15 protein-coding genes are annotated in these 17,110 nt (G+C 74.5%); 10 read left to right on the forward strand and 5 right to left on the reverse strand.

The genetic code is table 11. The features are described from left to right. Nucleotide 1: 1 nt before the first annotated feature. The 9 genes from ABZ495_RS17010 to ABZ495_RS17050 all read left to right on the forward strand — a co-directional run bounded on the left by ABZ495_RS17010 (nucleotide 2) and on the right by ABZ495_RS17050 (nucleotide 9,155). Entirely contained in the window at nucleotides 2–937 is a 936-nt protein-coding gene (locus ABZ495_RS17010; RefSeq protein ID WP_329486756.1) for a helix-turn-helix transcriptional regulator, read from the forward strand. A gap of 882 nt (nucleotides 938–1,819) precedes the next feature. Further along, entirely contained in the window at nucleotides 1,820–2,914 is a 1,095-nt protein-coding gene (locus ABZ495_RS17015; RefSeq protein ID WP_359836588.1) for a phytanoyl-CoA dioxygenase family protein, read from the forward strand. A gap of 14 nt (nucleotides 2,915–2,928) precedes the next feature. After that, complete coding sequence (locus ABZ495_RS17020) at nucleotides 2,929–4,242, forward strand: DUF6271 family protein (RefSeq protein WP_359809672.1); 1,314 nt, start codon at nucleotides 2,929–2,931, stop codon at nucleotides 4,240–4,242. A 21-nt stretch (nucleotides 4,243–4,263) separates the two neighbouring features. Next, complete coding sequence (locus tag ABZ495_RS17025) at nucleotides 4,264–5,517, forward strand: type III PLP-dependent enzyme (RefSeq protein WP_359836590.1); 1,254 nt, start codon at nucleotides 4,264–4,266, stop codon at nucleotides 5,515–5,517. After that, nucleotides 5,514–6,161, forward strand: a complete 648-nt coding sequence (locus ABZ495_RS17030) for a GNAT family N-acetyltransferase (RefSeq protein ID WP_359836592.1) — start codon at nucleotides 5,514–5,516, stop codon at nucleotides 6,159–6,161. Before ABZ495_RS17025 ends, ABZ495_RS17030 begins: the two co-directional genes overlap by 4 nt. Nucleotides 6,162–6,163: 2 nt before the next feature. Continuing rightward, entirely contained in the window at nucleotides 6,164–7,426 is a 1,263-nt protein-coding gene (locus tag ABZ495_RS17035) for an MFS transporter (protein WP_359836613.1), read from the forward strand. 124 nt (nucleotides 7,427–7,550) lie between these two features. Next, entirely contained in the window at nucleotides 7,551–7,904 is a 354-nt protein-coding gene (locus tag ABZ495_RS17040; RefSeq protein WP_359809638.1) for a DUF6204 family protein, read from the forward strand. Nucleotides 7,905–7,993: 89 nt separating this feature from the next. Beyond that, nucleotides 7,994–8,467: a MarR family transcriptional regulator gene (locus ABZ495_RS17045; RefSeq protein ID WP_359836594.1), complete on the forward strand. Its 474-nt coding sequence runs from the start codon at nucleotides 7,994–7,996 to the stop codon at nucleotides 8,465–8,467. A 7-nt stretch (nucleotides 8,468–8,474) separates the two neighbouring features. Then, complete coding sequence (locus ABZ495_RS17050) at nucleotides 8,475–9,155, forward strand: hypothetical protein (RefSeq protein ID WP_359836595.1); 681 nt, start codon at nucleotides 8,475–8,477, stop codon at nucleotides 9,153–9,155. Between the two features lie 71 nt (nucleotides 9,156–9,226). Here the strand turns inward: ABZ495_RS17050 and ABZ495_RS17055 are convergent, their stop codons facing one another. The 3 genes from ABZ495_RS17055 to def all read right to left on the reverse strand — a co-directional run bounded on the left by ABZ495_RS17055 (nucleotide 9,227) and on the right by def (nucleotide 12,436). Further along, nucleotides 9,227–10,660, reverse strand: coding sequence for a transcription antitermination factor NusB (locus tag ABZ495_RS17055; protein ID WP_359836596.1), 1,434 nt, complete (start codon nucleotides 10,658–10,660; stop codon nucleotides 9,227–9,229). Between the two features lie 232 nt (nucleotides 10,661–10,892). Then, nucleotides 10,893–11,840, reverse strand: a complete 948-nt coding sequence (gene fmt / locus ABZ495_RS17060; protein ID WP_329486764.1) for a methionyl-tRNA formyltransferase — start codon at nucleotides 11,838–11,840, stop codon at nucleotides 10,893–10,895. A 50-nt stretch (nucleotides 11,841–11,890) separates the two neighbouring features. Then, nucleotides 11,891–12,436 carry a peptide deformylase gene (def, locus tag ABZ495_RS17065; RefSeq protein WP_352290778.1) on the reverse strand — a complete coding sequence of 182 codons (546 nt, stop codon included), beginning with the start codon at nucleotides 12,434–12,436 and terminating at the stop codon, nucleotides 11,891–11,893. 394 nt (nucleotides 12,437–12,830) lie between these two features. Here def and ABZ495_RS17070 point away from each other — a divergent pair, with 394 nt between their 5' ends. Then, the gene (locus tag ABZ495_RS17070) at nucleotides 12,831–13,442 is read left to right on the forward strand and encodes a hypothetical protein (protein WP_329486766.1); all 612 of its coding nucleotides are present in this window, start codon (nucleotides 12,831–12,833) and stop codon (nucleotides 13,440–13,442) included. Nucleotides 13,443–13,591: 149 nt separating this feature from the next. Here ABZ495_RS17070 and ABZ495_RS17075 read toward each other — a convergent pair whose 3' ends face one another. Together ABZ495_RS17075 and metK are read right to left on the reverse strand one after the other, a co-directional pair. After that, nucleotides 13,592–15,682 (reverse strand): primosomal protein N', encoded by a 2,091-nt coding sequence (locus ABZ495_RS17075; RefSeq protein ID WP_359836598.1) that lies wholly within the window; start codon nucleotides 15,680–15,682, stop codon nucleotides 13,592–13,594. Nucleotides 15,683–15,815: 133 nt separating this feature from the next. Further along, entirely contained in the window at nucleotides 15,816–17,024 is a 1,209-nt protein-coding gene (gene metK / locus ABZ495_RS17080; protein WP_329486768.1) for a methionine adenosyltransferase, read from the reverse strand. Between the last annotated feature and the right edge of the window lie 86 nt (nucleotides 17,025–17,110).

A 17,110-nucleotide genomic window follows, 5' to 3' on the forward strand; every position in this document is an offset into this window, starting at 1 on the left:
CATGAGTTCCCCGACCGCCCTCGGCGTCTTCCTGCGTTCCCGCCGCGCCCGGCTGCTGCCCCAGGAGGTCGGCCTGCCCGGCGCGGGCGCCCGGCGGCGGGTCGCCGGCCTGCGCCGCGAGGAGATCGCCGAACTCGCCGGGGTCAGCGTCGACTACTACACCCGGATGGAACAGGGCCGGGTCCGCAACGCCTCACCGGCGGTGCTCGACGCGCTGGCCCGGGCGCTGCGCCTGGAGGAGCAGGAGACCCGGCACCTGCACCGGATCGCCCGCCCGGCCGCCGCCACGCGGCGGGCCGCGCCGGCGGCGGAGGAGCCGCAGCGCGTCCGGCCGATGCTGCGGACCCTCCTGCGGTCCCTCCCGGAGCTGCCCGCGCTGGTGATGGGGCAGCGGATGGACGTGCTGGCCTGGAACCGGGCGGCGAGCGCGCTGTTCGGCGACTTCGCGGCCCTGGAACCCGCCGCGCGCAACATCGCCAGGATCACCTTCCTGCACCCCGAGTCCCGTTCCCTGTACGCGGACTGGGACGAGTGCGCGCGGGGGAACGTGGCCCATCTGGGCATGGAGGCGGGCCGACGGCCCGACGACCCGCGGCTGCGCGAGCTGATCGGTGAACTCGCGATGAAGAGCCGGGAGTTCCGCACCTGGTGGGCCGAACGCCCGGTGCGGGACAAGACGTCCGGGGTCAAGCGCTTCCACCACCCGGTGGTCGGCACGCTCGAATTGACCTACGAGACCCTGCGGGCGGCCGACGACCCGGCCCAGGCGCTGATCACCTACGCGCCCGAGCCCGGCAGCCCGTCCGAGGACGCCCTGCGACTGCTGCTGGCCTGGACGGCGCAGCAGACCCCGGCCGACCACCCGGCGCCACCGACCGGCACCGCCCAGGGCCGCCCGTCGGATGACCACGCCCGGCGCGAGGACCACGCCCGCTAGGCGCCGGACAGGCCGGCTCCCGGCCCGCCCCCCACCCCGGCCCGTCACTGGCTCCAGCGCCGTCGCCATCCCCGTCACCAACGCCGACCCGGCGGCCGCTCATGCCCCGGTTGCCCGAAAGGGCAACCGCCCGGCGCCTTCGGGCAGGGGTCGCCACCGGCCGCGCAGGCCGTTCCTCCGCCGCAACTCCGGCCTGGTCACCGCCCGTTCCCACGGATCGCGACGGCGGCCGCGAGCCTCCTCCGGAGAAGGGTTGACACCACAAGTTGGTCTAGTCCACCGTAGGGGAAGCAAGTTTGACGAGGTGGGAAGTCCTGGCGATGCCCCGTGCCGGACAAGCGAGTTGGCCGACGCCGCCGCATGTCCACCGAGGGCGTCAACGACGCGTCGGGGGCTTCGAACACAAGAAGGAGGAAGGAATCCCGGCCCCGTCCCCGCGGGAAACGGGCGGTCCGTCCCTGGATGCGACAGCCCCGAGGGCCCGACCGGGCCCGCCACCCCCGCAGGAACCGCACGCGCGCTGAGCGCCGCCGGGAACCGCGAGACCCGCAACCTCCCCGCTGTCCGAAGCCCCGTCGCCCGTCACCCCGACCAACTACCCTCCGCCCTCTCCCCTTCACCTTCACCCTTCACCCGACCGGCGCCTTCGGCCGCGCTCTCCCCGGAGCCGTCCGCCGCCGGCCGTTCGTGGCCACCGCGCCCCGAACCGTCCGCGCCCGAGCACGCGTTGCCGCCGGTCGGCCGTCCTCCGACGCCGCCCTGCGGCGATGCCGCCGTGCGCGCGGCGGAACGGGAACGGCGGTGCGTACGGGCGCAGGAGCCGCCCCGTGAACCGGCGCCGCGTCCCGGCCGCAGTAGTTTCCCGACCTCTGGAGTGATTGCATGCCGAAGCCTGACGGATACCTGTATCGGGCCGCCTCCGACACCCCGTACTTCAGCAACGACGGCGAGACCTACCTCGCCAGGACACCGCTGAAGGACATCGAGAAGGCGCGGCCGCTGCGCGTGCTCTCCGAGGAGGACTACTCGTTCTGGCAGACGTACGGCTACGTCGTCGTCCGGGAGGCGATCCCGGCCGAGGCGGCGAAGCGGCTGCTGGACTTCGCCTGGGACTTCCAGGGCCTGGACCCGGAGCGGCCGGAGACCTGGTACGAGGAGCGGGAGTTCGCCGACGAACTGGCCCAGCACCTGCACATCTACGGCTTCGTCGAGGCCTACCAGCACCAGCTGATCTGGGACAGCCGCCAGGCGCAGCGGGTCTACGACGCGTTCGTCGACGTCTGGGACTGCGAAGAGCTCTGGGTGACGCTGGACCGGCTCAACCTCAACCCGCCGAACGTCGGCAACCGTGACCGCGCGCTGATCGAGGCGACGGACAAGGGCTTCGACATCGAGCTGCACTGGGACGTCGACACCACGCTCGGCATCCTGCCACAGCGCGTCCAGGGGATCATCGCGCTCAACGACACCCGGCCGGACCACGGCGGCTTCCAGTGCAACCCCGAGCTGTTCCGGCGGTTCAACCAGTGGCAGGCCGCTCAGCCGGCCGACCGCGACCCGATCCGGCCCGCCGTCGACCGTGCGGAGTTCCCGGTCGTGCGGCCCGAGTTGAAGGCCGGCGACCTGCTGATCTGGAACGGCCTGCTCGCCCACGGCGTGGCCCGCAACACCTCGGAGCAGGGCGTCCGGGCGGTCCAGTACCTCTCGATGATGCCGGCGCTGGAGGAGCACGAGGAGCTCAAGGCCTCGCGGATCGCCTCCTGGCGCGACCTCTCCACCCCGACGTGGAACAAGACGCTGGTGGGCGACCCGCGGAAGCACGAGTCGCTGCGCTACGGCAAGGCCGGGCTGAGCGACCTCGGCGCCAAACTGCTGGGCCTGGAGTCCTGGCACGCCGAGCAGCGCACCGGACCGGAGACCGAACCGAACACCGCACAGCACACCGTCCGACACAGCACCCCGGACGGCGACGCGTGAACCGGGCCGCCGGCGTGGACAGGATCTGCCTGACCCTGCCCACCAACCGGGCCTGCGCCGACACCATCGCGTCCATCGGCGAGGAAGCCGCCTACGCCGCCGCGCAGTTCGGCGTCGAGGTGCACCTGCTGGTGCTGGACTCCTCCGACGAGCCGACGTTCGCCGTCCACGCGAAGGCTGTGGACGCGCTGCCCGGGGCGGCGGGCGTGGTCGTGCACCACCTCGACGAAGCCCGGCAGCGGACGTTCCTGCGGCGGGTGATCGACGCCGCCGCGGTCGCCGAACCGGCCCGGGTGCTCGACCTGATGCTGCCGGACGCCGTCTCCTACGGCGCCTGCACCAACCGGGCGTTCCTGATCGCCGCCGCCCTCGGCTGCCGCTCCGTCCACCGCCGGGACTCCGACAGCCACTACCAGGTCCTGGACGGGAAGCCGGTCTTCCCGATCCACCACGAGCTGCTGTCCCTCGGGAAGCGGGCGGCCGACGCGGCGGCCGGCGTCACCGAGAACGCCCTCGACCCGGCGCACGCCGAGAAGCCGGTGGCGATGGTCGGCGGCTCCTTCGTCGGTGAACTCTCCGTCGACATCGGCGAGATCCGCGAGCTGGACCCGGCCGTCTACGACGAGGTCGTCGCGCTCTGGGCGCCGGCCGGGGCGTCGGAGGAGGAGAAGCGGGAGCTGGTCGACGACTCCTTCGTGGGCGGGGGCACCGACCCGTTCACCGAGGACCGCGCCGTCCTGGACCTCCCGGACATCTGGCGGGTCGACATGTGCAACATCGGCTTCGACCACGCGGTGTACGAGCGCCTGCCGCTGCCGTCCGCGACCGACACCATCGGCAGCGACTACTTCCTCCTGCACGTGGTGCGCGACGCCACCCTGCCCGGCGTGGTGCACAACCGGCACATCGTGAACTACTACACCCCCGAGCGCCGCACGGGCGCCGGATTCACCGCCTACCAGCTGCGGTTCACCAAGTTCCTGCTGTCGATGCTCTACCTCTACCCGGTGTACTTCGACATGGAGGCGGCGGGCGGTGCGCTGCTCGACGACGAGCACCGCGTACGGGTCGCCGTGATCGCCGACTCCGTCCGGCGCAGCATCGGGACGGACCGGACGGAGAACGTCCGCCGGCTGTCCGTCCTGGACGGCGCCTACCGCCGACTCGGCGGCAAGTACGCCGAGTTCGCCGACCATCTGCTCACCCTGCGGGACCGCCTGCTCGACGAGGCACAGGCGGACACCGAGGACTTCGCACTGCTGATCGGGGCGTGGGGTCCGCTGGTGCGGGCGTGCAAGGCCACCGGCCCCGAGCAGCTGGCCCGCTGACCGGGCCTGGAGCTATCGACGATGTCTGAGAACACACTCCTGCGCGCCGCCCTGGCGGCCGCGACCGACGACCGGATCTACTACGACCTGGACGGGATCGAGGGCCAGTACACGGCGCTGCTGCGCGAACTGCCGGGCATCGCCGTCCGCTTCGCCATGAAGGCGTGCCCGGTGGACGAGGTTCTCGCCCACCTGGCGGAGCTGGGCGCCGGCTTCGACGCGGCCGGCCCGCAGGAGATCGCCCAGGCCCTGCGCACCGGCGTCCCGGTCGAGCGGATCCACTACGGCAACACCATCAAGTCCGACCGCAATATCGCCGAGGCGTACCGGCTCGGCGTCCGGGACTTCGCGACGGACAGCCTGGAGGACGTCGCGGCGCTCGCCGTCCACGCCCCGGGTGCCCGGGTGTTCTGCCGGGTCGCCACCACCGGGGACGGCGCGCTCTGGGGCCTGAGCCGGAAGTTCGGCTGCTCACCGGCGGACGCCGTCCTGGTCCTGGAGGAGGCGCGCGCGGCGGGACTGACCCCGTCGGGGCTCTCCGTCCACGTCGGGTCGCAGCAGATGACCTCCGACGCCTGGCAGAGCGCGCTGGACTCGCTCACCGCCGTGGTCGAGGAGCTGGACCGGCGGGGCATCCTGCTGGACCACGTCAACCTCGGCGGCGGCCTGCCCGCCCTCGGCGTCCTCGACAAGCGGGGCCGGCCGCTCGACCCGCCGGTGGACAAGATGTTCGCCGTACTCCGGGAGGGCATGCAGCGACTCCGGGAGGTGTCGGCGGCGCCGCTGGACTTCCTCCTGGAGCCGGGGCGCCACCTGGTCGCGGACCACGGCGCCATCCGGACCCAGGTCGCCCGGCTGACCTCCCGGCAGCAGCTCGACGGCGAGCGGCAGCACTGGCTCTACCTGGGCTGCGGCAAGTTCAACGGCCTGTACGAGATGGACGAACTGCAGTACCGGATGGAGTTCCCCACCCACCCGCGGGACTCCGCCACCGAGGGCGGCTACCTACCGGCCGTCGTCGCGGGCCCGACCTGCGACAGCGACGACGCGTACACCGACGACGACGGCCTCGTCGCGGTGCCGGCGGCCGCCGCCTCCGGGGATCCGGTCTGGATCTTCTCCTGCGGTGCCTACGCCACGGCGTACACGACCCAGGGCTTCAACGGGTTCGAGCCGCTCCCGTACACCTGCGTCCGCCGGACCGACGGCACCGGCCGCCCCACCCCTGTGCCTGCCCGCACCCCCGTTCCCGTCTCCGAGGGAGGTCCCGCATGATGGCCAACGAGATCGCCGAGGGCGTCCGCGTCCGACTGCTGGCCGCCGACGACTGGGACGAGGTCGTGGCACTGGAGGCCCGCGCCTACAGCGCGAGCGGTCTGTCCGAGGGGCGGGCGGCGCTGGAGTCCCGGGGCCGGGCCTCGCCCACCACCTGCTTCGCGGTGGAGCACCGGGGGCGCCTCGGCGGCTACCTGCTCGCGCTGCCCTACCCGCTCCACGCGTGCCCGGACCTGAGCCGGCCGGAGGCCGCCGGCGTCCGGTCCACCAACATGCACGCGCACGACCTGGTGATCGCCGAGGAGCTGCGCGGCCGGGGGCTCGCGCCCCTGGTGCTCGGCCACCTCGCGCGAACGGCCCGGCTGCGGCGGTTCGAGACCATCTCGCTGGTGGCCGTCCGGGGCAGCGAGGTCCTCTGGGCCCCGCTGGGCTACCGCGCCGAGCCGGAGGTCGAACTCCCGGCGAGCTACGGCCCCCAGGCGGTCTACATGTCGATGTCCCTGCGCACGGCTCCCCCCGCCGCGCCTCCCCTCCCGGCGGCTCCCACCCCCACGGCCCTGCTCGCCGCAGCCGGCTCCGGGGCGCCGCCGCACCCCCACGGCCCGTTCCCCGGGTCGCCCCTGAAAGACGAAGTGGTTCGATGAACATGCTCCGCCTGCGCGACGACTACCGCCGAGCCCAACTGGCCATCGCGGCCCTGTTCTGCTTCCTCGGCTTCCAGTACGCGACGTGGGTCTCCCGCCTGCCCGCGCTGAAGAGCCGGCTGGACCTGAGCGAGGCCGAACTCGGCCTGCTGCTGATGGTCTGCGGGGTGGGCGCGGCGGTGTCCTTCCCGCTGGTCGCGGCGCTGATGAAGCGGCTCGGTTCACGGCTGCTCGCCACCCTGTCGGCGCTCGCCCTGGGCCTGGTGCTGCTCGGACTCACCGTGGCGCCCAACTACCCGGTGACCCTGGTGGTGGCCTGCTTCGACGGCATCGCGGTCGGCTGCCTGAACGTCGCGATGAACGCGCAGGGCGCCGCCCTGGAGGTCAAGTACCGGCGGACGGCGATGTCCAGGCTGCATGCCACCTTCAGCGCCGGCTCGCTGCTCGCCGCCCTGCTCGCCTCCGGCGTCAACGCCTTCACCACCACCCTGTCCGTGCACTTCGGCCTCGCCGCCGTCGTCCTCCTGCTGCTCCTCGGGCTCGCCCAGACGGGCATGCTGACGGATGACCAGAAGGCGGCCGCGGAAGCGCCGGAGGCCGCCGAGCCGCAGGCGCCGAAGAAGCGACGCGGGCTGACGCTGCCCTCGCGGGTGACGATCTGGATGGGCCTGGCGATGGTGTTCGGCACCATCACCGAGGGCGCCATGAACGACTGGTCGGCCCTCTACCTGAAGGATGTCGTCAACGCGGCGCCCCAACTGGCCCCGCTGGGCATCGCCGTCGTCTCGGTCATGATGGTGGCGGCCCGGATCTTCGCCGACGGCTGGCGCACCCGCTTCGGCGACGGGCGGATCGTCCGCTTCGGCAGCCTGCTGGCGGGCGGCGGCCTGGCGCTCGCGCTGCTGGCCGGCGGGGTGGTGCCGACACTGCTCGGGTTCGCCTGCGTGGGGCTGGGCGTCGCGGCCGTGACCCCGTGCATCTACGTGGCCGCCGCCCGGCAGGGCTCGGACGCGCTGGCGCTGGTCGCCGCCACCGGGACGACGGGCCTGCTCGCGGGGCCGGCGGTGATCGGCTTCATCGCCAACGGCAGCAGCCTGGTGTGGGGCATGGCCGCGGTGGCCGCGTCCGCCGCCGTCGTCTCACTCTGCGCGACGCAGATCCGCTGGCCCGCGCTGGGCGGCGCGGACGACGCGGAGCCCGCCGCGCCGGCCTCCGCCGGCCCCGACGGCCTCGCGCCGCCCGAGGCCGCCCTGCGCGAGGCCTGAGCCCGCCGGGGCACCGGGTGGGGGATCCCACCTGGTGCCCCGGGCCCGACCACCGGCTACCCCGGGGCCGCCCACCGGTGAAACGCGGTGGAACCGGACCGGCCCCGATGGCTAGGGTCGAGGGATGACCACTCGCACCTTCCGCGTCACCGTCCGCGGCTCCTTCGACGGCCTCGACGCCGACCAGCACGCCGAACTCCTCGCCCGCGCGGCCGAACACGACGTGCTGTACGCGTCGTTCACGCCCGAGGGGCACCTCAGCTACGACCTCGCCTCGCGCCCCGCCTTCACCTTCCGCTTCCTGGACTCGGGCGAGGCCGAGGAGGACATCCTGGAGGCCGCCGACCGGGCCGAGGGGGCGGCGAAGGCCTGGCTCGACGAACACGGCTACGGCTACAAGAACCTCCGGTCGCAGGCCGAGGACCTCTCCCAGGCCGCCGTCGGCAAGCGCCAGCGCCGCGCCGCCCGCACCGCCTGACCCCACCCCGCACGATCCCGCACCCCCCGCTCCGCCACCTCCTCGACGGCTCAGTCCGCAGCTATACTTGAGCAGTCAAGGAGGTGGCAATGAGTTCCACACTGGACGCGGCCCTGCGCCTGGTCCGGGCGCAGGCGGCCCTGGTACGGCGGTTCGACGCGAGCCTGAGCGGCCTGCACGGGGTCAGCCTGGCCGATTTCACCCTGCTGCTCCGGCTGGGCCAGGCGCCCGGGGGCCGGATGCGCCGGGTGGACCTCGCCGAGGCGCTCGGCCTCACCGCCTCCGGCGTCACCCGGGGGCTCGCCCCGCTGGAACGCATCGGCCTGGTGACCCGCGAGCCGGACGCCCGGGACGCCCGGGTCGCCTACGCGGCGCTCACCGACACCGGCCGCACCCTGCTCCGGGACATCCGCGCCACCGCCGAACGCGTCGCCGACGAGCTGTTCGCCGCGCCCTCCTGGAGCCCGGAGGACGTCACCCTGTTCGCCGGCCTGACCACCCGCCTCGGCGGCACCGGCCTCACCGACCGCCCCCTGACCACCGACCCGCCGCCGTCCGCCTGAGCGGATCATGACCGGGTCGTCCCATCTGTCGGGCACCGGGATCGCGGACCTGCTGACCCAGGCGGGCCCCTTCCTGACCGGCGCACTCGGCGCCCACGGCACCGCCCTCCTCACCCGCGCCGAGCAGGCGGCGGCGACGCCACCGCCAACACCGGCCGCCGACTGCTCCAGCGCCTCCGGCAACGTGGCGACGCGACCGAACGCCCCGCCCCGGAGGCCCCCGATGGACCGAGTAGACCGGACGGACCGGATGGACCTGACCGACCCGCCGCTGCTCTGCCACTGGACGTCCGCCGAGGGCACCTCCACGCTCGCCGTCCACCGCACCCCTGCCGGGTGGGAGTTGCTCGCGGCCTCCCCGTACGTGTCCGAGTCGCTGCCGTTCGACACGGCCGACGACGTCCGCGCGCTGGCCCGAGCCCTCGTGGAGCTGCCGTCCGGCCCCGAGCCGTTCGAGGCCGAGTGGTACCTCGCCGCCCCCGACAGCGAGGGCGACCAGGGCCACTTCGCCACCCTCGCGTGCGGCCTGGACCTCCGGGCCGGCCACCGCCCGTACCTCGCCTACCAAGCGGTGCACCGGTTCGGCTCCTTCAGCATCCCCGGTGCGGACCTGTACTGCGACGACCTCCCGCTCGACCGGCTCCGCCACCAGGGCGCCGCACTCCTCGCCGCACTCGCGACGCCCTGACGAACCGGCCCCCGGCAGACGCCGGAGGGCCGGCCGCACCCGCGACCGGCCCTCCTTGCCCCGCCTCCCGGCTACGCCGTCCGGCGCAGCAGCGCCAGGTACATCGCGTCGGTGCCGTGCAGGTGCGGCCAGAGCTGGACGTCCGGGCCCTCGCCCAGCGACGGCACGCCGGGCAGCAGCGGGCGGGCGTCGATCCACTCGACCCGGCCACCCTGCTCCCGCAGCACGTCGTCCACCACGGCCCTGGTCTCGGCGAGGTGCGGCGAGCAGGTCGCGTAGCCGACGACGCCGCCGATCCGGGTGGCGTCGATGGCGCCGCGCAGCAGGTCGCGCTGGAGCGGGCCGAAGGCGGCGACGTCCGCCGGCCGGCGGCGCCAGCGCGCCTCGGGGCGGCGGCGCAGCGCGCCGAGGCCGGAGCAGGGGACGTCCACAAGCACCCGGTCGAAGCTGTCGGCGCGCCACGCGGGGCGGGTGCCGTCGGCGGCGATCACGGTGTACGGGCCGGGGTTGCCCTCCAGCGTGCGGGCCACCAGCCGGGCCCGGTGCGGCTGCTTCTCACTGGCCACCAGGGCGGCGCCGCGCTGGGCGGCCAGGGCGGCGAGCATCGCGGCCTTGCCGCCGGGGCCGGCGCAGCCGTCCAGCCAGACCCGGTCCGGGCCGTCGAGCGGCGCGGCGGCCAGGGCGAGCGCGACCAGCTGGCTGCCCTCGTCCTGGACGCCGGCGCGGTTCTCCCGGACGGCCGGGAGCGCGCCCGGGTCGCCGCCCTCGGCGAGCCGGAGCGCGAACGGGGACCAGCGGCCGGGCTCGGCCTCGGGCAGCGACTCGGCGAGGTCGGCGACGGCGATCCGGCCGGGGCGGGCGACCAGGGTGACCTCGGGGCGCTCGTTGTCGGCGCGCAGCAGCTCCTCGATCGCGGTGCGGTCGGAGGCGTCGGGCTGCCAGCGGCCGAGCGAGTCCCAGAGGGCGGCGACCACCCAGCGGGGGTGCGAGTGGACGACGGCGAGGTGGTCCTCGGCGTCCTTCTCGTACGGCGGGGCGACCTTGGCGATCCAGGCGTCCAGGTCGTGGGCGCTGATCCGGCGCAGGACGGCGTTGACGAACTTGGCCTTGCCGTCGCCGAGGACCACCCGGGCCAGCTCGACGGTCGCCGAGACGGCGGCGTGGCTGGGGATGCGGGTGGTGAGCAGCTGGTGGGCGCCGAGCGACAGGACGTCCAGGACCGGCGGGTCGACCTTGCTGAGCGGCCGGTCGATGCAGGCGGCGATGACGGCGTCGTAGGTGCCCTGGAGGCGCAGCGTGCCGTAGACCAGCTCGGTGGCGAGGGCGGCGTCGCGCCGGTCCATGCCCTTCTGCTCGGCTTCGCGCAGGAGGGACGGCAGGATCAGGTTGGCGTAGGCGTCGCGCTCGTCGACGGCCCGCAGGGCGCGGAACGCGACGATGCGCGCCGGGTCCTTCTTGGGACGACGGTGCGGACGGGGCGCGCGGCCGGCGCTGGGAGTGCTCAAAAGGTGCCTCAAAGTGCTGCGGTGGTTATCGAACGAACAGTATTCCCCATGGTCCGGGGAGACTCGTCGCCCGGGGAGACTCGTCCGAAGGTACACCCCGGCCCCGGCCCGTGCCGGACCCCGGACCCGCGCCGCACCGCTCCCGCGCCGGGCCCGGCGGCCCCGCCCGGGCGAGGCGGGACCGGCGGCACGGCATCCGGCACGGAAGCGCTGTCCCGGCGGAAGCGCCGTCCTACGGGCGCGCGGCGTCCTCGAAGCGCTCGCCGGACTCGATCCGCGCCCCCCGGGCCCAGTCGGCCGCGCGCATCGGCTTCTTGCCCTGCGGCTGCACCTCGCCCAGCTCGATCTCGTGGCTGCCGGTGCCGACCCGGATGCTGTTCTTGCCGACGGCCAGCTCCCCGGGGGCGAGCGCGGAGGCGTCCGCCAGCAGCTTCACCGGGCCGGAGACCTTGAGCCGCTCACCGCGGAACAGCGTCCAGGCGCCGGGGGCGGGGGCGCAGCCGCGGACCACGCGGTCGATCCGCAGGGCGGGGTGGGCCCAGTCGATCCGGGCGTCCTCGACGGTGAGCTTCGGCGCGAGCGTGATGCCCTCGGCGGGCTGCGGGACGGCGTGCAGCGAGCCGTCGGCGATCCCGTCCATGGTGGCGGCGAGCAGCCGGGCGCCGGAGTGCGCGAGCCGGTCGAGCAGCTCGCCGCTGGTGTCGGCCGGGCGGATCTCCTCGGTGATGACGCCGTAGACCGGACCGGAGTCCAGGCCCTGCTCGATCAGGAAGGTGGACGCGCCGGTGACCTCGTCGCCGGCCAGCACCGCGTGCTGCACGGGGGCGGCGCCGCGCCAGGCCGGGAGCAGCGAGAAGTGCAGGTTGACCCAGCCGTGCTTGGGGATCTCCAGCGCGCCGGGGCGCAGCAGCGCGCCGTACGCGACCACCGGGCAGCAGTCGGGGGCGAGTTCGGTGAGGCGGGCGATGAACTCCGGGTCGCTGGGCTTCACCGGCTTGAGGACCTCGATCCCGGCCTCCTCGGCGCGCTGGGCGACGGGGCTGGCGACCAGCTTGCGCCCGCGGCCGGCGGGGGCGTCGGGGCGGGTGACCACCGCGACGACCTCGTGCCGGTCGGAGGCGAGCAGGGCGTCCAGGGCGGGAACGGCGACCTCGGGGGTGCCGGCGAACACGAGGCGCATCAAGGGCCTTTCTGGTAGCGGGAATTCCGTAGGAGCGGCGACCGGGGTGGTCAGCGCGCGGAGCCGAAGGTGCTGTGCGGGGAGACCCGGACGACGGGCGCGGGGCCCTCGCCCCAGTCCGCTTCGCGGATCGCCTTCAGCGCTTCCTTGCGCCGCTCACGGTCGAGGCGGTCGATGAAGATGATGCCGTCGAGGTGGTCGGTCTCGTGCTGGATGCAGCGGGCGAGCAGCTCGGTGCCCTCGACCGTGACCGGATCGCCGTACATGGTGAAGCCCTTGGCGACCACGCCGTACGCGCGCCTGGTGTCGTAGCGCAGGCCGGGCAGCGAGAGGCAGCCCTCGGGGCCGTCCTGCTCCTCCTCGGTCAGCGACAGGTCGGGGTTGATCAGGTGCCCGGTGACGCCGTCCACGTGATAGGTGAACACCCTTAGGGAGACGCCGAGTTGGGGAGCCGCCAGACCGGCGCCGGGGGCGTCGAGCATGGTCTCGGTGAGATCCCGGACCAGGTTGCGCAGTTCCTTGTCGAAGGTGGTCACCGGCTGGGCGGTGGCCCGCAGGACGGGGTCTCCGAAGATGCGGATCGGCTGGATCGCCACGGCGTACGGGCTCCTGTCCGTCGGGGAGTTGAGGAGTGCGGGAGGTGCGGGACTTCGGCGTTCGGGTGTCGGGCGTTCGGCGTGCCACGGGCGGGCCCCGGGAGTTCGGGCCACGGACCGGTCACCGACCGGTCACCGACCCGCCCACGACCGCCCGACGGGCCGACCACCGGCCAAGTCTATGCAATCGGATCGGGGCACCGCCCGCTCCTCCGCACCGCTCCCGCGCAGGCCTTCGGCTCCCGGCACCGTGTTCTGGCATATCCCGAGTCGGCCCGGCTGCGTGACCCCGGCGGGCGGTCCGGCGTTGGTCAAGTGAGATTGACCGGGGCCGGAACGCGCGGGACATCACGTTCCGGCCGAGCTGAACCGTACGGAAGGTGGCACGTAGGCCATGGCCGAGCAGATCAATCACGACGCCCGGGCGCGGGCGAGCCTGCACCTGCTGGTGCGGGACATCGAGCGGGTCCGGCGGCAGGTCGACGCGCTGCGGACGCTCACCGCCCAGCTGGGCAACGTCTACCGTCCGCGCCGCCCCAGTACTTCGGCCGGGTTCGTGGTGTACGGGCGGGCGCCCGCGCCGACGGTGCGGCTGGCGCAGGAGCTGCGCGAGAGCGTGGAGACGCTGGTCGCGGCGGCGGTCGAGTTCGACCGCGCGCTGGGTTTCTCCTGGGACTCGGTGGGCTCGGCCCTCGGGGTCACCAAGCAGGCGGTGCACCGGCGCTACGGGATGCGCCGGCCGACCAGCGAGCTGCTGGCGGCCGGCGGGGTGCCGGCCGGCGGCGTCCCGGGGGTGCCCGGTCCGACCCGGCCGGACCGCTCCGAGGAGCTGCCGGCCGCCGCTCCCGCCCCGACCGGACTGGCCGCGACCGTCCCGGCGGCCCGCCAGGGCGGCCTGGACCGCAGCGCCCTGGACCGGGCCGTACTGGAGCGCGCGGCGGCGCACGACCGCCCTACCCACGACCGGGGCGCCCTGGACCGCCCCGGCATCCCCCTGCGCGGCTGAGCCCGACGGCAGCCCGTGCGGTCCGGCCGATCACGCCGAACCGCACGGGCCCCGCCCGGCCGACGCCGACCGAGACCACCCGAGACCCCGGCCGACGCCACCCGAGACCCGGCCCACACCCTCCGGACCACCCGACCGCCCCCCGGACCTCACCCGATGTCCGTCGGATCGATCCGCACCCTCACCGCCTCCGGCGTCCGCAGCGCGATCCGCGCGATCTGCGCCGCCTTCAGCGCCGTCGCCAGCGCCGCGCCCTGCCCGGGCGGCACCCGCAACAGCGCCCGCTCCTGCTCCTCCCCCCGCAGCGCGGGCGCCGGCACCGGCCCCAGCACATCCGCCTCGGAGGGCAGCCGGATCAGCCCGAGCAGATCCGCCACCGCCGCCGGGCTGCCGCTGACCGAGGCCATCCGCGACACCGGGGGGAAGTGCAGCTGCGCCCGCTCCTCCAGCTCCATCCCGGCGTGGCCGAGCGGGTCCCAGCGGACCAGCGCCTGCACCGGCCGGGCGGTCGGCTCGGCCACCACGACCACCGCGCCGCCCTCCGTCGACGGCTTCACCAGCGCGGCGGCGGTCAGCCAGAGCCGCAGCGTCTCCTCGCCGGCCCGCAGGTCCGGGCGGCCGAGCAGTGCCCAGCCGTCCAGCAGCAGGGCGGCCGCGTAGCCGCTGCCGCCCTCCACCACCGGCTCGGCGCCCGGGGTGGAGATCACCAGGGCGGGCTCGGCGGGGACGGTCGCCAGCACCGCGTCCCGCCCGGAGGTCCGGACCGGGATGCGCGGGAACGCCTTGCCCAGCTCCTCCGCCGTGCGCCGGGCGCCGATCACCTGGGCCCGCAGCCGGAACGAGCCGCACTCCTGGCAGTGCCAGTCGGCCGCGCCCTCCCCGCACCACCCGCACCGCAGCGGCGCGTCGGCGGCCGAGGCCTCCAGCGGGCCCTCGCAGCGGCGGCAGCGCGCCGGCGTGCGGCAGTTCCCGCAGGACAGCCGGGGCACGTAGCCGCGGCGCGGCACCTGGATGAGCACGGGGCCGCCGCTCGCCAGGGCCTCCCGGGCCACCTCCCAGGCCACCGAGGGCAGCCGGGCGGCCTGGGCGGCGGCGTCCCGGTGCTGGTCCTGGTCGGTGACGGTACGGACCCTCGGCGCCACCTGCCGGACGGTCTCCCGGTCGGCCACCAGCGGCCGGGCCCAGCCGGTGCTGACCAGCTGCGCGCCCTCGACCGTGACGGCGTGCCCGCCGAGCAGGACGCCGGCGCCCTCCTCCGCCGCGCGCAGCAGCGCGACCTCCCGCACGTGCGGGTGCGGGCTGCGCGGATCGCTGTGGCTGCTGTCGCCGTCCGACCAGACGACCACCAGCCCGAGGTCGTGCACCGGCGCGAACATGGCGGCGCGGGTGCCGATGGCGGCGCGCACCGAGCCGCGGCTCACCGTGAGCCAGCGCCGGTAGCGCTCGCGGGGGCCGAGGTCGGCCGCCAGGGTCGCGTGCATGCCCTCCCCCAGCAGCTCGGTCAGCGCCTGGTCGACCCGCGCCACCGACCGGCCCTCCGGCAGCACGACCAGTGCGCCCCGCCCGCTCGCCAGCGTGGCGGCGACCGCCCGGGCGATCTCGTAGGGCCAGCCGGGGCCGGGCAGCGCCGTCCAGACCGCGCGCGGCTGGCCGCCGGCGGCCAGCGCGGCGAGGAAGTCGGGCCCGGCGGGGTAGCGGGACCAGCCGCCGGGCTGCGGTGCCCCGGGCAGCGGGCCGGGCGGCGGCGAGGGCTCGGCCTCGGCCTTGGCGTGCCGGGGCGGCACGGCCAGCTGGAGGACGTCCGCCAGGGTGCCGGCGTACCGGTCGGCGACGGTGCGGCAGAGCCGGAGCAGCTGCGGGGTGAGGACCGGTTCGGGCGAGAGCACCTGGGCGAGCGGCGCCAGCGGACCGGGGAAGTCGCTCTTCTCCAGCCGTTCGACGATGAACCCGTCGTGCAGCTCCCCGCCCTCGCGCTGGCCCTTCACCACCCGTGCCCCGAAACGCACCCGCACCCGGACGCCGGGCCGGGCGTCGTCCGCCATCGCGGCGGGCACCTCGTAGTCGAAGAACTTGTCGATGGTCAGGACGCCCTTGTCGACCACCACCCGGGCCACCGGCAGGTGCTCGGCCCGCTTGGCGCCGTGCCACGTCCGGGGCTTGGCCCGGCGGACCGTCTCCCGGATGAAGGCAAGCTGCTCCGGCGCCGCCCCGGCCTCGTCACTCCCCTGCGTGCTGCTCATCGCTCCCAGTACTACCAGGTCACACCGACATGACGCCCGTACCGGCCCCCGACCGGGGAACGCCGCAGGCGGCGGCCGCCCCCGTGTCGGGGCGGCCGCCGCCTGCGGTCCGATCGGTCGGGCCGACCGCGGGTCAGTCCTGTACGGCCTTCTTCAGCTGCTCGACCCGGTCGGTCCGCTCCCAGGTGAAGTCCGGCAGCTCACGGCCGAAGTGGCCGTACGCGGCGGTCTGCGAGTAGATCGGGCGGAGCAGGTCCAGGTCGCGGATGATCGCGGCCGGGCGAAGGTCGAACACGTCGGTGACGGCCTTCTGGATGGTGAGCACCGGCACGGTCTCGGTGCCGAAGGTCTCCACGAAGAGGCCGACCGGCTCGGCCTTGCCGATCGCGTACGCGACCTGCACCTCGGCGCGGCTGGCGAGGCCGGCGGCGACGATGTTCTTCGCCACCCAGCGCATCGCGTAGGCGGCCGAGCGGTCCACCTTGGACGGGTCCTTGCCGGAGAAGGCGCCGCCGCCGTGCCGGGCGAAGCCGCCGTAGGTGTCGATGATGATCTTGCGGCCGGTGAGGCCGGCGTCGCCCATCGGGCCGCCGATCTCGAAGCGCCCGGTCGGGTTGACCAGCAGGCGGTAGCCCTCGGTCACGAGCTTGATGCCCTGCTCGGCGAGCGCCTTGAGCTCCGGCTCCACGACGAACTCGCGGATGTCCGGGGTGAGCAGCGAGTCGAGGTCGATGTCGCTCGCGTGCTGCGAGGAGACGACCACGGTGTCGAGGCGGACGGCCTTGTCGCCGTCGTACTCGATGGTGACCTGGGTCTTGCCGTCGGGGCGCAGGTACGGGATCGTCCCGTTCTTGCGGACCTCGGAGAGGCGACGCGAGAGGCGGTGCGCCAGGGTGATCGGCAGCGGCATGAGCTCGGGCGTCTCGTCGGACGCGTAGCCGAACATCAGGCCCTGGTCACCGGCGCCCTGCTTGTCCAGGTCGTCCTCGTCACCCTCCACCCGGGCCTCGTACGCCGTGTCGACACCCTGTGCGATGTCGGGCGACTGGGCACCGATGGACACCGAGACGCCGCAGGAGGCGCCGTCGAAGCCCTTCTTGGAGCTGTCGTAGCCGATCTCCAGGATCTTGTCCCGGACGAGCTGCGCGATCGGCGCGTAAGCCTTGGTGGTCACCTCGCCGGCCACGTGCACCTGGCCGGTGGTGATGAGCGTCTCCACGGCGACCCGGGACGTCGGGTCCTCTCGCAGGAGAGCGTCAAGGATGGTGTCGCTGATCTGGTCAGCGATCTTGTCGGGGTGTCCCTCGGTCACGGATTCCGAGGTGAACAGGCGGCGAGACACAGCGCTCCCTGGGGTTGCAGCGGCTGCTGACTGAAGGCCCCCGGCGGACCGGGGACATCCGGAAAGACTTGATTCCTGGAGTGTAA

Source organism: Kitasatospora sp. NPDC005748 (assembly GCF_040630735.1).
GTDB lineage: Bacteria > Actinomycetota > Actinomycetes > Streptomycetales > Streptomycetaceae > Kitasatospora.

Bases quoted from the DNA above. Each gene is read 5' to 3' on its own strand.
- ABZ495_RS17010 (WP_329486756.1), top strand. From the start codon at position 2: ATGAGTTCCCCGACCGCCCTCGGCGTCTTCCTGCGTTCCCGCCGCGCC.
- ABZ495_RS17015 (WP_359836588.1), top strand. From the start codon at position 1,820: ATGCCGAAGCCTGACGGATACCTGTATCGGGCCGCCTCCGACACCCCG.
- ABZ495_RS17025 (WP_359836590.1), top strand. From the start codon at position 4,264: ATGTCTGAGAACACACTCCTGCGCGCCGCCCTGGCGGCCGCGACCGAC.
- ABZ495_RS17030 (WP_359836592.1), top strand. From the start codon at position 5,514: ATGATGGCCAACGAGATCGCCGAGGGCGTCCGCGTCCGACTGCTGGCC.
- ABZ495_RS17035 (WP_359836613.1), top strand. From the start codon at position 6,164: ATGCTCCGCCTGCGCGACGACTACCGCCGAGCCCAACTGGCCATCGCG.
- ABZ495_RS17040 (WP_359809638.1), top strand. From the start codon at position 7,551: ATGACCACTCGCACCTTCCGCGTCACCGTCCGCGGCTCCTTCGACGGC.
- ABZ495_RS17045 (WP_359836594.1), top strand. From the start codon at position 7,994: ATGAGTTCCACACTGGACGCGGCCCTGCGCCTGGTCCGGGCGCAGGCG.
- ABZ495_RS17050 (WP_359836595.1), top strand. From the start codon at position 8,475: ATGACCGGGTCGTCCCATCTGTCGGGCACCGGGATCGCGGACCTGCTG.
- fmt (WP_329486764.1), bottom strand. From the start codon at position 11,840: ATGCGCCTCGTGTTCGCCGGCACCCCCGAGGTCGCCGTTCCCGCCCTG.
- ABZ495_RS17070 (WP_329486766.1), top strand. From the start codon at position 12,831: ATGGCCGAGCAGATCAATCACGACGCCCGGGCGCGGGCGAGCCTGCAC.
- ABZ495_RS17075 (WP_359836598.1), bottom strand. From the start codon at position 15,682: ATGAGCAGCACGCAGGGGAGTGACGAGGCCGGGGCGGCGCCGGAGCAG.